Genomic DNA, 14,284 nt, shown 5'->3' with positions numbered 1-14,284 from the left:
TGCCCGTTGATCACGCTGCCCCGCCGGGGATCCTCAAGATCCCCGACAGAGTCAGGCCCCAGGCGGCCATGGCGAGGTCCGGGTACGCCCCCTGAGGCCCGAGCGCGCCCCGCGAGGCCCGCGCCCGTGCGGGTGCGGTCCCACGTTCGATCCCGCACGTTCCCCCTTCCTCACCGTGACAGACTTGCGGTGGCGAGAGCGACGACGTACGGGAAGACGAAGGGGCCGCGAGTGACCGACCAGGGGGCGAGGCAGACGGCGACGCAGGGGGCGACGCCGGAGGGGACCCGGTTCCCGCCGGGGGCGCAGATCCTCGTACGGGACGAGGAGTGGCTGGTCCGCAACACCACCACGACCGACCACGACGGGGAGCGGATCGAGGCGGTCGGCGTCTCCGAGTTCGTACGGGACGAGGAGGCCGTCTTCTTCAGCGGCATCGACACGGTGGAGCTCCTGGACCCGGAGAAGACCGTCCTCGTACCCGACACCTCCTCGTACTTCCGGCGCAGCCGTCTGTTCCTCGAAGCCGCCCTGCGCAAGACGCCGCTCCCGCAGACGGAGCGGGGCCTCGCGCTCGCCGACCGCTTCCTCCTGGACCCGCTCGTCTACCAGCAGCGTCCCGCCGAGCTCGCCCTGTCCCTGCGCAACCTCCGCCCCCGGGTGCTGATCGCCGACGTCGTCGGTCTCGGCAAGACCCTGGAGATCGGCCTGACCCTCGCGGAGCTCATCCGCCGGGGCCGGGGCGAGCGCATCCTGGTCGTGACCCCGCAGAGCATTCTGGAGCAGTTCCAGCACGAGCTGTGGACCCGTTTCTCCATCCCGCTCGTACGGCTCGACTCGCTCGGCATCCAGCGCGTGCAGCGCGAACTCCCGGCGGGGCGCAACCCGTTCACGCACTACAAGCGTGTGATCATCTCCGTGGACACCCTCAAGAACATCGGCCAGTACCGGCATCATCTGGAGCGGATCCGCTGGGACGCCGTCGTCATCGACGAGTCCCACAACCTGATCAACCCGGGCAGCCAGCGCCGCGCCCTCGCCGAGATCCTCGCACCGCGCACGGACGCGCTGCTGCTCGCCAGCGCCACCCCGCACAACGGCGACAAGCGGTCCTTCGCCGACCTGATCTCCCTGCTCGACCCGGCCGCCATCGCCGACCGCGACCACTACGACCCGGCTCGGGACCTCGGGCACCTCTACATCCGCCGCACCAAGATCAGCCCCGAGGTGCGGGACGAGATGGGCACCGAGTGGCCGGACCGGGGCCCCACCGTCTCCCTCCACTGCACGGCCACCGAGGCGGAGGAACGGGTCTTCGCCGAACTGGCCGAGCACTGGATCCCCGCCCCGCCGACGAGCACCGAGTTCGGCACGGCGGGCCAGGACCCCGTCTCGGTCGCCGTCGAACCGGTCTTCGCCTACAACCTGCTCAAGACCTTCCTGTCCTCGCACGTCGCCCTGGGCGAGACGGTCACCAACCGGATCGCCTCCCTCGCCGAACGGGCCCGCAGGACCGAGGAGAAGGGGCTGCGGCCCGATCCGGCCATCGCCGTCGAGCAGGCCGCCCTCGCCCGCCTGGGGGAGATCGTCTCCACCATGGGCGACGGCACCGCGCCCGGCGACTCCGCCAAACTCGACGCCCTCGTCGCCCAGCTCCAGGAGATCGGCGTCGGCCCCCGCTCCACCACGCGGGCCGTGGTCTTCTCCGAGCGTGTCCGCACGCTGACCTGGCTCGCCGAGGTCGTCCCCGCCCGTCTGGGCTTCCCGGTCGCGGCCGACGGCACGTCGAAGGCCGTGGCGGTGATGCACGGCGGCCTCAGCGACGACGAGCAGAACAAGGTCATCGAGACGTTCGGCCTCGCCGAAACCCCCGTCCGGCTGCTGTTCACCGGCGACGTGGCCTCCGAGGGCGTCAACCTGCACCGCCAGTGCCATCACCTCGTCCACTACGACATCCCCTGGTCCCTGATCCGTATCGAGCAGCGCAACGGCCGCATCGACCGCTACGGGCAGAAGCACGAGCCCCGCTTCCACGCGCTGGTCCTCACCACGGCCGTCCCCGGCGCCAAGGACGACCGCACGGTCGCCGAGAAGCTGCTCCGCCGCGAGGAGGAGGCACACAAGCTCGACGGCACGGCCGAGGCAGTGTCCGGCCTCTACAAGGCCGAGGAGGAGGAGCGCCGGCTCATCAAGGAGCTGGTCGACGGCGGCACGGTCGAGGAGTTCCTGGACTCCGCCGTACCCGCCGACGACACCGCGCTGGCCGACCTGTTCGGCCAGGTGGACACGATCACCGAGCAGGAGCTGCCCGAACGCGCCGAGCTGATCTCCCTCTTCGACGGCGACACGGCCGCGTTCGTCGCCACCGCCCTCGACGAGGTGTACCAGGAGCGCGCCGAGGACGTGATCGGCCTGGCGTCGGGCAGCGACGCCAGGGGCGGCTCCTACTTCTCCCTCTCCCCGGCCCTGGCGCCCGACCTGCTCCACCGCCTCAAGGCCCTGCCGCCCTCCTACCTCAGGGAGCAGCGGGTGGCCGAACGGATGCTGGTCACCTCCGACCGCGCCCTCGCGCAGCGCAAGCTCACCGAGGCCAGGGACAGCAGCACCACGATGTGGCCGGAGGTCTCCTTCCTCACCGACATCCACCCGGTGGTGGAGTGGCTGACCGACAAGGTCCTGGTCGAGTTCGGCCGCCAGGAGGCCCCGGTCATCACCACACCGCATGTCGAAGGGCCGGTCTTCCTCGTCCAGGGCATCCACTCCAACGCCCTCGGCCGCCCGACCGTGGTCCGCTGGATGGCCGTGACCGGCATCCGTCCCGACGGCACCGGCACACCCGAAGTGCGCCCCATGGCCGACGCGCTGCGTGACGCGAAGGTGGGCCCGAGGCTCGCCCGCACCGGCGACCCGCGGGACCTGGACCGGCTCCAGGCCCTCGTCCCGGCCGCCGTCGCCGCCGCCCGGCACCATCTGGACGTGGGCCGGGCCGCGTGGGAGGAGCAGATCAGCGAGCCGCTCGCCGCCTACCGCGAGCATGTCGCCCGGTGGCGTGCCGACTCCCTGCTGCCCGGTGTCACCGGCCGCCGCGAGCGGGTCGTCGAGGAGACCGCCGACGAACTGGCCCGGCTCCTCGACCAGTTGCACACCACCGGCCGCCCGCTGCTGCGGGTCCTCGCCGTCCTCGACCGCCCCGGCGGACAGGATGCCCAGGACACCCAGGACACCCCGCAGGCCCCGGACGCCTCCGAGGCGAACACACCGGTGACCGGTCCGGCCCCGGACACCGCACCCGACGCCGCCCACCCGTCCGACGCCCAGGCGGAGAACTGACGTGACGTACGACTCGCTGGTCAACCACGGCGACTACCTCTCGCCGCACTACCTCGCCGAGGTCCTCCCCAAGGATCTCAAGGCCAAGGACGGTCTCCTCACCCGCTGGGCGGCCTTCGAGGAGACCGAACGCCGCCGCCACGCCGACGCCGTGGCCGACGCCGCCCGCGAGGGCCTCGGCCCCGACTCCGTACCGCCGCGCGCCCGCACTCCCCGCGAGGGCCTGCGGGCCCTGCACGGCCCCTACTTCGCGGGCCGCGCCGCACTCGCCCAGGACGCGGCGGCGCTCGCCGAACCCGACGCGCCCACCCCCGAGGGCTGGCGCAAGCGGTACACCGAGAGCCACCTGGACACCCTGCGCGCCCTCGGCTACACCGACGCCCACGAGCAGACCGTGACCGTCCACCGCGCCGACCGCGAGTACGCCGTCCAGGTCCTGCACGCCGAACCCGGCGTCTATGCGGTCGCCTGCGGCTGGACCACCGAACCCGACGCCGCCCTCGACCCGGACGGCGCGGGCCGCCTGCTGCACCCGGTGGAGACGGAGACCTCGGCCCCCGACCTCACGGACGCCAAGGCCCTCACCGACTTCCTCTTCACCTGCGACACGCCCCCGCGCCACGTCCTTCTGCTCGTCGGCGGCGTCATCGTCCTCGCCGACCGTCTCGCCTGGCCCGAGGGCCGCTACCTGTCCGCCGACCTCGACGCGGCCCTGCACCGCCGCGACGACCGGCACGGCGGCGAACTCGACACCCTGGCGGCCCTGTTCGGCGCCGACGCGCTGCGCGTCCCCGCCGAGGGCGGCACCGCACCGCTTGCCGCCTTCCTCGACCGCTCCGGCAAGCACGCCGTCGGCGTCTCCACCGAACTGCGCGAGGGCCTGCGCCTGAGCGTCGAGTGGATCGCCAACGAGGTCCTCGACCGCCTGCGCGAACCGGAGAACGGCGTCACCCCCGCCGACCTGGACGACCCGGCCCGCCTCGCCAAGGAGCTCAGCCGCGAGTCGCTGCGCTACCTGTACCGCATCCTGTTCCTCCTTTACGCGGAGGCCAGCCCCGCCCTCGGCATCCTGCCCTCCGACTACCCCGAGTACGAGCAGGGTTACGGACTCCAGCGCCTCGGCGACCTCGTCCTGCGCGACCTCGTCGGCGAACGTTCCCGGCGCGGCTTCCACCTGTACGAATCCCTCGACCTGCTCTTCGAGAAGGTCGAGAACGGCCACCGCCGCTACGGCACCGAACCGGAGGACCTCGCGGCCCAGGCGGCGGCCCGCGAGGCGGCGGCCGCCGAGAGCGAGGCGGCGGGTCTGCTCGCCGACGGCACCATCACCCAGGCCGAGTACACCGAGCGGGTCCGCGAGGCCGACCGCGCCCGCCGCGCCGCCGCCCGCTCCACGAGCGCGGGCCTGCGCTTCGAGGCCCTGCGCTCGGAGCTGTTCACCAAGGAGGCCGTCCGCCTCATCTCGGACGACCGGATCGAGAACCCGGCCTACGAGGGCGACGAGGACGGCGCGGTCGGCGCGGTCGGCGGAGACGGCGCGAGCTGCCGGGGCGGGAAGCGCCGCCCCTTCCTGGACACCCGGCTGCGCAACGAGACCCTGCACAAGGTGCTGCGCCGCCTGATGCTCACCAAGGGCAAGGGCCGCGAGCGCGGCGGCTTCATCTCGTACGCCCAGCTCGGCATCAACCAGCTCGGCGCCGTGTACGAGGGCCTGATGTCCTACACCGGCTTCATCGCCGAGGAGGAGCTGTACGAGGTCGCCAAGGGCGGCGACCCCTCGGGCGGCAGCTGGATGGTCCCCGCGTCGAGGGCAGGGGACTACGAGGACACCGTCTTCGTGAAGCGGACGAACGAGGAGACGGGCCGCCCCGAGCGGGTGTCCCACCCCAAGGGCTCCTTCGTCTACCGCCTGGCCGGACGCGACCGACAGACCTCCGCCTCCTACTACACCCCGAAGTCCCTCACCGAGGTCACGGTCGAACTGGCCCTCAGGCACCGCCTCGACCAGGACGGCGCCACGACCCCGGCCAAGGACCTCCTGGAGTGGAAGATCTGCGAACCGGCCCTCGGCTCGGGCGCGTTCCTCAACGAGGCCATCGACCAGGTGGCCGCCGAGTACCTGCGGCGGCGCGAACGCGAGCTGGGCCGCCGGGTGGACCCCGAACTGCGGCAGATCGAACTCCAGAAGGCCAAGGCGTACATCGCCCTGCACAACGCCTACGGCGTGGACCTCAACGCCACCGCGGTGGAACTCGCCGAGGTCTCCCTCTGGCTCAACTCCATGCATCCGGGCATGCGGGCCCCCTGGTTCGGCCTCCACCTGCGGCGCGGCAACTCGCTCATCGGCGCGGGCCGCAAGGTCTACGGGCCCGACGTCCTGCCGGGTGGCGGGTGGCTGGCCAAGAAGAACACCCTCCCGCCGACCGACCTGCCGTTCCGCGACGGCCCGCTGCCCGAGGGCGCGGTGCACCAGTTCCTGCTGCCCGCGATCGGCTGGGGCGCGGTCGCCGGCGAGTCCGAGGCGAAGAAGCTCGCGGAGAACGAGGCCAAGGCGCTGGGGAAGTGGCGCAAGGGCGTCCAGAAGGCCCCCAAGGCACCGAAGCCGTTCCAGGAGCGCGGCGACGAGACCGCCGAGGCACGGCGCAAGCGCTACGAGCGCTGGCGCAAGGCGGCCGACAAGACCGAGCTGCACCGCCTCCAGGGCGTGGCCCGCCGCGCCGAGTTCCTCTGGTCACTGGTCGCGACCCGCCTCGAACTCTCCGAACGGGCGGTCTCCCGCCGCATCGACGTCTGGGGCGCGGACTGGCTTGAGCAGTCGGCGGAGGCGGAGGAGGTGGAGGACAAGCAGAAGGTCCTCGACGACCTGACCCGCCACGGCACGCCGTACTGGCGCCTGAAGACGGTCATGGACGCGTGGTGCGCGCTGTGGTTCTGGCCGCTGGACAAAGTCGGTGAACTCGACGGCACGGACGCGGTGTACGGGACGGGCGGGGCCCTCGTCGACGAGTCGTCGGTACCGGGGCTGCTGCGCGGCGAGCCGGTGGAGCCCGCCGCCCCGGGTGGGCCGGTCGCGTCGGTGAAGCCGGTGGAACCGCCGTCGCCGTCCGGTCCCGCGCCCGGGGACCAGCTGTGGCAGACGGCCGGGCTGTTCGACGACCCGGACGGGGAGCAGGAGGAGCTGGGCGAGGGCCTGGGCCCGGACTCCGGCGCGGGCAAGCGGAGCGCCAGCGCCCCCGCCGCCCGCAAGACGCGTGGTGGAGTCCGGCCGCCGGAGCGGACGACAGTTCCGCTCCAGAGCATGGGCGACTGGCTGGACTTCCTGGAGAGCCTCCTTGGCACGGCCGACATGCCCGAGCAGTCACTGCTCTCCGGCATCGAGAACCTCAGCCCCGACGAGGCGCTGGAACTCCTCGCCGACGTGGAGGACCGCCTGGAGGGCTTCCTCGGCATGCGCCCGGCGACGCAGCTGCCGTTCCGCTACCCGTGGCTGAACACGGTCGAGGACATCGCGGGCACGACGGAGAAGGACATAAAGGCGGAGGACGGCCACGGCTTCTTCCACTGGGAGCTGCACTTCGCGCATGTGTTCCGGGGGCCGGGGGGCGGGTTCGACCTTCAGGTGGGGAATCCGCCTTGGGTGCGGCCGGACTGGGATGAAGGGCTTGTTCTGGCGGAGTTCGATCCGTGGTTCAAGCTGGCGGACAAGCCGTCGGGTGAACTGTGGAGGGAGCGCAAGGACACCACGCTCGCGGACCAGCGTCGCCGAGCGGCTTACTTCGGGGATATGGCCGCGACCGTCGGCATGGCCACGTATCTAAGCGACGAAACGACGTATCCGCTCATCGCGGGGACACGGCCAGACTTGTATCGGGCGTTCATGTGTCGCGTGTGGCGTCACTTTGGAGCAGGCGGCACCTCAGGACTCGTCCACCCAGATACTCACTTTGGCGGGGCGAAGGACGGCAGGCTACGCGGGGCTGCGTATCGCCATCTCCGCACACACGCGCACTTCCACAACCGTCGGGGCATCTTCCCCGAGATCCACGCGAACGTGGAGTTCGGCGTGCAGATCTACGGCGAGGAGCAAGAACCCGGGTTCGCGCATTTGAGCTGGCTTTTCGACCCGGCAACCTTGCGTGATTCGTTCGATCACGACGGCGAAGGCGAATTGCCAGGCATCAAGTTCGAGGGAAAATGGGACGTACGTCCGCACGCTGCCCGGATCGTTGAGGTGGATTCAGAACTACTTTCACAGTGGCACCGGTTGTCTGGAGAAACGGATTTCCCTGCGCGTCAGGCGGCGCTCCTCTACCCCGTAACTGTGGATGAGCAGGGGGCTGTTGAGGCGCTGACACGGGTAAGTGACCGGCTCGGAGCGCATGGGCCTCAGATTACGATCGGCATGTTCGAGAACTTGGCAACGAAGAAACTCGGATTGTACCGCTGGGACACCAAGGCGGTCGCGGATCTGTCCGAGGTGATCCTGCAAGGACCGCACATCGGAATCGCAACCCCTTTCAATAAGCAGCCGAATGTGCCTTGCCGAACAAATCGGGACTGGTCGGGCTGGGACTTCACTGATCTTCCAGTGAACGTTGTGCCACGAACCAACTACGTCCGTGACTGCGAATCTGAACGGTTCCGGAGTGTGCAGGACCGATGGATGGATAGCTCCCGACTCGCGGTGGACTGGGAGCCAAGCCCGGAGCAGTGGAGGAATCGCGGGACGAATCTGAGCGAGGAGGAGTTGGAGCTTCCCGAGGACAAACAGCGGGAGTTGTTGCGGCGGCGGTTGTGGTGGTTCCGGCCGTACACCGAGTTCTATCGGTTGGCATGGCGCGTGATGGTGGACCACAGCAACCAGCGCAGCCTTTACGCTTCCCTGGTGCCGCCTGGCCCAGCTCATGTACACACAGTGCAGTCCATGACGATGAAGGACAACAGAACTACAGCACTCAACTCAGGGTTCTGGGCGGCCTTGCCTTCTGACTACCTCCTTCGCATCACTGGTCGGTCGCATCTCCAGGTCGCCGAAGCCCACAAGATGCCCTACGCCGACCCGGCACACCCTCTGGCAGGCCCTCTCCTCCTGCGTACCCTGCGCCTCAACTGCCTCACCGAGGCGTACGCGTCCCTTTGGGAGGAGCTCTATGACATGACCTGGCCGGGCTACGAGGACTGGGCCGTGAAGTGGCCGGGCCTCAAGTCGCTTGCCGGACACCTCAAGTCGGCCTGGGAGTACACCACTCCGCTGCGTACGGAGTATGAGCGCCGGTCCGCGCTCGTCGAGATCGACGCCCTGACGGCAGTATGGCTCGGCATGAGCGCCGATGAGTTGAGCGCCATCTACAAGGCTCGCTATCCAGTCCTCTCTGGGTACGAGTCCGAGACCTGGTTCGACGCCAACGGCCGCAAGATCGCCCGCAACCACAACACATACGGGCACGGCCAGACCAAGCAGCACTACGAGCACTTCCTCGCCTACCAGAAGAAGGAGCGGTCCGAGCCGCCCGAGGGCTACACCGCTCCCTTCTACAAGGCCAACCGCGAGGAGGAGATGCGCGCGGCGCACGCGTACTTCTCCGCGCGGCTCCAGGAGGTCATCGACGCGGGGAAGTGGACGCCTCCCACGGCGGCGTGAACGCCAGAGCCCCGCGCCGGACCCGACCGGCGCGGGGCTCTGGCGTGAGGCTCAGCTCTGGGCGGCGTACGTGACGAAGTCGCCCCACGCGGCAGGGGAGAGGGCGAGTTCGGGGCTGCGCTGGTCCTTGGAGTCCCTGACGTGGATCGCCTGGGTGCCCCTCGCCACCTCGACGCAGGCGTCACCCTGCGAGCCGCTGTAGCTGCTCTTGAACCAGGCCAGTTCGGACGTGCTCATAGCGCTCCTCGCAATCGCTTCAACAGGCCCAGGGAGTCCTCTGGGGTCAGGGCCTGTGAGCGCAGTTTCGCATATCGCTGCTGGAGCAGACTGATCTCTTTCGGGTGGGCGATCAGTCGTCCATTCTGTTGCCCCTCCGAGTACCCGAACCACCGGTTCTCAGGCGTCTCGGCCAGCATGATGGGTCCATCCAGCCCCGCATGTGTAGGCCTCCGCAGCGGCATCACCTGCAACTCCACGTTCCAGTTCCGCTCCACCAACCCCACCAAGTGGTCCAGGAGTTCACGCGTAACCCCCTCCCCACCCGTCCCCCGCTCAAGCACCGCCTGCTCCACGATGAAGCTGAACGCCGTCGGCGGCTTCCGTGTGACCGCCAGCAGTTCCTGCCGTGCCAGCCGCGCCGCGATCCGCTGCTCCAGTTCCTCCGGGTCCGGCAGCGGGGGTACGTCCAGCGAGACGGCCCGCGCGTACGCCTCCGTCTGCAACAGGCCCGGCACCACCCGGCATTCGTACGTGTACAGGCTGATCGCCGTCGCCTCAAGCCGAGCCCACTGCCGGAACCAACTCGCAAGCCCGGCCTGCCGCGACAGATACGGCGCCGCCTTCCGCAGGGCGCCTGTGTTGCCGAGGACCGGTTCCGCGCCCTCCACGAAGTCGTGGTCGGCCATCCGCCGGCCCTGCTCGACCGAGGCGACCATGTGCTTCGAGTAGCCGATCCGCGCGCCGAACTCCTCCCGGCTCAGGCCCGCGTGTTCGCGTAACGCCTGGACGACCGCGCCGAAGGTGCGCAGACTGTCCGACGCCCCCGGTTCCGCGCCGCCCGCCGCCGCCGTACCGCCGTCCGTGCTCTCGTAGGCCACCGCCGGACACCTCCCGTGCCACCCGCGCCGTACCGCTCCCGACTCCCCTCAAGGGTCACGTACCGTCACGCGTACTGTCCACCGAACGTGCGCGTACGCTGACCCGGCGTACGCGCGGCGGACCTGGTGAACGCGCCCTGCCCGGCGGCACCTTGGGTATATGACAGCACCGTCCACCTCCGCCGCCCACCCGGCGCCCGTCACCGTACGTGTGTTCACCCAGCGTTTCAGCTCCACCCCGCGCGGCGCCCGGCTCGCCCGTCGGCTCGCGCTGCACCAGCTCGACACCTGGGGCCTGCCGCACGGCGGCCCGGCGTCCGACACCGCCGCCCTGCTCGTCGCCGAGCTCGCGGCCAACGCCGTCACGCACGGCCGCGTCCCCGGCCGGGACTTCGAACTCGCCGTCAAGCTCCTCGGCCGGACCCTGCGCATCGAGGTCTCCGACACCCGCAGCGAGCGACGGCCCCCGGGCCCCGGGACGTCCCGCCCGGTACCCGGGCCGCTCGCGGAGAGCGGCCGGGGTCTGCTCCTCGTGGACGCGCTAGCCGACCGCTGGGACGTGCTCGACCGTCTCCCCGTCGGCAAGACGGTCGTCGCCGAGCTCGACCTGCCCGGCTGACGCCCGGACGTCGCGCTGACATGCCACGACGCCCTCTATAGGCTGGCCGGACACGGCATCAGGCAGCGGCGACGGAGGGCAGCGGGGACCATGACGGACCTGGAGGACAGTGCCGACGGCACCGGACGGGACCGGCCGACGGGACCCCGGGGGTACGCCGTCGCGGAGGACGTGGACGTGCCCGACGGGCTTCTCCTCCCCCTGGGGGCGCCCATCGAGATCGGCGCCGACGGTCGGCCGACCGGTGTGGAACTGGAGCTGCCCGCCGACGAGGAGGTCCCGGACCACCAGGACGCCGACGGCATCTCCGTGCCGTTCCGGCCGGACAACATCAAGATCCGCACGGAGACCACCACCGTGGATCTGCTGCTGTCCCGGCTGCGGGAGGGCATGCTCGATCTCGCGCCGGACTTCCAGCGCCGCTCCGGCATCTGGAGCGACCGCGCGCAGAGTCGGCTGATCGAGTCGCTGCTGCTGCGCATCCCGATCTCCAACTTCCATATGGCGCAGGGCGAGGAGGACAGGTGGGCCGTTGTGGACGGGGTCCAGCGGCTCACCGCCATCGCCCGGTTCATGGAGCCGAAGCTGACCGGTCTGCCGCCGCTGGCCCTCCGGGGCATGGACTACCTCTGGCAGCTCGACGGCAGCACGTACCACGACCTCAGCGGACGACTGAAGATCCGGCTGCGCGAGAGCCAGCTCACCGCCCACATCATGCAGCAGGGCACTCCGGAGGAGGTCAAGTACAACGTCTTCTCGCGGATCAACACGGGCGGCATGCCGCTGAGCCCGCAGGAGCTGCGGCACGCGCTGGTGAGCGGGCCGGTGCGGAGCTACCTCGCCGACCTGGCCGAAGACCCGGCGTTCGGTGAGGCGACCCGGTGGAGTGTGTCCGACGCGCGGATGGCCGACCGGGAGATGGTGCTGCGCTTCCTCGCCTTCCGCCTCAGCAATCCGGTCGAGCACACCGAGAAGGACTTCGACAAGTTCCTCGTCGACGCGATGTACCGGATCAGCGCGCTCCCGGAGGACCGGCGGGACCAGTTGGCCCGGGAGTTCCGGATCGCCATGCGGTGCGCGAGGGAACTGTTCGGCAGGCACGCCTTCCGCAAGTGGCGTGGAGGAGAGCGCAGTTCCTCCGTCGTGAACAAGGCGCTGTTCGAGGCGGTCTCCGTCAACCTCGCGCTTCTGGACGATCACGAGCGGGACAGGCTGGTAGCGTCGCCGGCGAAGGTGCGCGACCGCTTCTTCGAGCTCATGGACAACTGGGATTTCATCCGTTCGATCTCCGTGAGCACCGGGGACCCCGCGCGGATCCGCACCCGTTTCCAGGAAGTGGCACGACTGTTCCGAGGGGTGGCCGAACGGTGATCGACTGTCTGACGCTGCACAACTTCAAGGCGTTCCAGAACGCGGAGATCCCGCTCGGCCCGCTCACCCTCCTCACGGGCCTGAACTCGTCCGGCAAGAGCAGCGTGCTCCAGGCCATCGCCCTGTTGCGCCAGTCGTACGAGGCGGGGGACCTCCAGCCGAGCAACGCCGACCATGGCCTTCTGCTGAACGGCGACCTCGTCGGCCTCGGCACCGGAGAAGACGTTCTGCACGAGGACTTCGTGGCAGGGGGCGAGCCCTTGATCGGCGTCGGCGTCGACGAGGGGCCATACCACTACCAGTGGCTCGTCGAGTACGAGGCCGAACAGAACCTGCTGCCTCTGGCCCACGCGGATCTGCCGCTCACCTCGGAGGGAGCCGCCGCGCCCACCGGGCCCGAGGCCGTGACGCCGCCGTTCCTCACCGCACCCTTCCAGTACCTGCACGCCGACCGCATCTCACCCGCCGAGTTCTACCCGCGCGACCACCACGCGGCCGTCGGCCGCGGCTTCCTCGGAGTGCGCGGCGAACACACCGTCAACTTCCTGCGCCACCACCGCGACGACTCGGTTCCCGCGGGTCCGCTGCGCCACCCGAAGGCCGCGTCCGACCTCCTGATCGACCAGGCAGCCGCCTGGATGGGCGACCTCTGCCCCGGGGTGGACCTCCAGGCCGAGGCCATCAAGGGCACCGACGCCGTCAGCCTCTCGTACGGCTTCCAGGGCACGCTGGGCGCCACCAAGCGCCGCCGCCCCGGCAACGTCGGCTTCGGGCTCACCTACGTTCTGCCCATCGTCGTGGCCTGCCTGAGCGCCCGCCCGGGCACCCTGATCCTCCTGGAGAACCCGGAGGCGCACCTGCACCCGCAGGGCCAGACCCGGATGGCCACGCTCGCCGCGTCGGCCGCCGCGCAGGGTGCCCAGGTGATCATGGAGACGCACAGCGACCACGTGATCAACGGGGTGCGGCTCGCCGTCAAGCAGGGACGGATCGCCCCCGGGCAGACGGTCTTCCACTACTTCCGCGGCGACGGCACCGGCGCGGACTTCGTCAGTCCCCGGATCGACGCCGACGGCATGCTCGACCAGTGGCCGTCCGGCTTCTTCGACGAGCTGGAGAACACGCTCGACCAGCTCATCGCCTGAGATCCGCAAGGGGCGGACACGGGCGCACACATCATCGCGGAGGGGGAGACGTGCCGCAGCTGTTCCTGAACGAGAAGTCCTGTGAGGCGACGGCGGACCCGGAACGGGTCAACCGCGCCATGACCGACCTGGTCCGGGCCGTCCTGGCCGTGGCCCGGGAGGACCGGGCGGGGACTCTGCTCGTCTCCCCGGAACCGGTCAACGCCTGGCAGCTGGCCCAGGGGCACGCGATCCAGAAGTGGATCGGTTCCCCGGGCACCAGGGATCTGTGGCAGCGACTCGTCATCCTCCAGTCCAAGTGGCCGCACCGGGCGGCCTTTCCCGAGGGGGAGACCTACTCCGACGTCGAGTACCGGCACGACGGGGACGCCGTCGAAGGACTCGGGGCGGCGCACCTCACCGGCGGCCTGGGCGTCTCCCTGCCGGTCGAGCCCCGCTGGGACGCCGACCGGCTCACTCTCGTCCGCGAGGAACTCCTCGACGACGAGGACGGAGGTTCCGCGCTCACCGAGGTCGAGGTGGGGCACGCCGCCCGACGTGAGCACGTCGCCAGCCACCTTTCGTGGATCCGGCGCGGAGCGGACACGGCCCGGCAGAAGGCCGTCGATGGCCTGCGGTCCGGCGCCGAGCTCTGGGGCAGGTGCCCGGAACTCTTCCCGCTTCTCCAGTTCACGCCGTTGGCCGAGCAGCACTTCGCCCAACTGCCGGAGACGTGGGTGCGGCCGGTGGGTGAGCGGCTCGGAGAGCTGCAGGACGCGGTCGGCGACTGGGACCCGGCCCTGCGGCCCATCTGTCCCCAGTGGCGTTCCTACGTCCGCCCGGAGTTCGAGAGCCGTCGGCGCGAGTGCTGGTTCGAGGACGCCGACGGCGAGAAGCGCCTGTTCGACTGGCACTGCGAGTTCCTGCCGGAGAAGGGGCGCATGCCGGGCCGCATGCACTTCCGCCTGCTCCACGAGGAACGCACCCTGCGCATCGCGTACGTCGGGCGCAAGCTCGGCAACAAGTGATGCGCCTTGAGGCGCGCACGGCCGTCCCGGCTAACGTAAGGCGGTGACCGGCCGCGTACCGGCCGCACCGGCAC

At 70.3% G+C, this 14,284-nt stretch carries 8 protein-coding genes; 6 read left to right on the top strand and 2 right to left on the bottom strand.

Annotation, left to right across the window (positions count from 1 at the left end):
* The first annotated feature begins 231 nt into the window (after nt 1-231).
* Both ACLF6P_RS08040 and ACLF6P_RS08035 read left to right on the top strand, forming a co-directional pair.
* Nucleotides 232-3,330 (top strand): SNF2-related protein, encoded by a 3,099-nt coding sequence (locus ACLF6P_RS08040; protein ID WP_415949149.1) that lies wholly within the window; start codon nt 232-234, stop codon nt 3,328-3,330.
* Nucleotide 3,331: 1 nt separating this feature from the next.
* Complete coding sequence (locus ACLF6P_RS08035; protein WP_415949148.1) at nt 3,332-8,971, top strand: DNA methyltransferase family protein; 5,640 nt, start codon at nt 3,332-3,334, stop codon at nt 8,969-8,971.
* A gap of 51 nt (nt 8,972-9,022) precedes the next feature.
* Here the strand turns inward: ACLF6P_RS08035 and ACLF6P_RS08030 are convergent, their stop codons facing one another.
* Entirely contained in the window at nt 9,023-9,208 is a 186-nt protein-coding gene (locus tag ACLF6P_RS08030) for a DUF397 domain-containing protein (protein ID WP_415949147.1), read from the bottom strand.
* Nucleotides 9,205-10,068, bottom strand: coding sequence for a helix-turn-helix domain-containing protein (locus ACLF6P_RS08025; RefSeq protein ID WP_415949146.1), 864 nt, complete (start codon nt 10,066-10,068; stop codon nt 9,205-9,207). Before ACLF6P_RS08025 ends, ACLF6P_RS08030 begins: the two co-directional genes overlap by 4 nt.
* Before the next feature lie 160 nt (nt 10,069-10,228).
* Here ACLF6P_RS08025 and ACLF6P_RS08020 point away from each other — a divergent pair, with 160 nt between their 5' ends.
* The 4 genes from ACLF6P_RS08020 to ACLF6P_RS08005 all read left to right on the top strand — a co-directional run bounded on the left by ACLF6P_RS08020 (nt 10,229) and on the right by ACLF6P_RS08005 (nt 14,210).
* Complete coding sequence (locus tag ACLF6P_RS08020) at nt 10,229-10,687, top strand: ATP-binding protein (RefSeq protein ID WP_415949145.1); 459 nt, start codon at nt 10,229-10,231, stop codon at nt 10,685-10,687.
* A gap of 90 nt (nt 10,688-10,777) precedes the next feature.
* Nucleotides 10,778-12,058, top strand: a complete 1,281-nt coding sequence (locus ACLF6P_RS08015) for a DUF262 domain-containing protein (protein WP_415949144.1) — start codon at nt 10,778-10,780, stop codon at nt 12,056-12,058.
* Nucleotides 12,055-13,203, top strand: coding sequence for an AAA family ATPase (locus ACLF6P_RS08010; protein ID WP_415949143.1), 1,149 nt, complete (start codon nt 12,055-12,057; stop codon nt 13,201-13,203). The genes ACLF6P_RS08015 and ACLF6P_RS08010 overlap by 4 nt, the downstream gene beginning before the upstream one ends.
* Before the next feature lie 50 nt (nt 13,204-13,253).
* Nucleotides 13,254-14,210, top strand: coding sequence for a hypothetical protein (locus tag ACLF6P_RS08005; RefSeq protein ID WP_415949142.1), 957 nt, complete (start codon nt 13,254-13,256; stop codon nt 14,208-14,210).
* The last annotated feature ends 74 nt before the right edge of the window (nt 14,211-14,284 follow it).

This window comes from Streptomyces lothianensis, from assembly GCF_047779955.1.
Lineage (GTDB): Bacteria > Actinomycetota > Actinomycetes > Streptomycetales > Streptomycetaceae > Streptomyces.
Note: the sequence above shows the minus strand (reverse complement) of the source record. Positions and strands in the feature narration are given on the sequence as shown.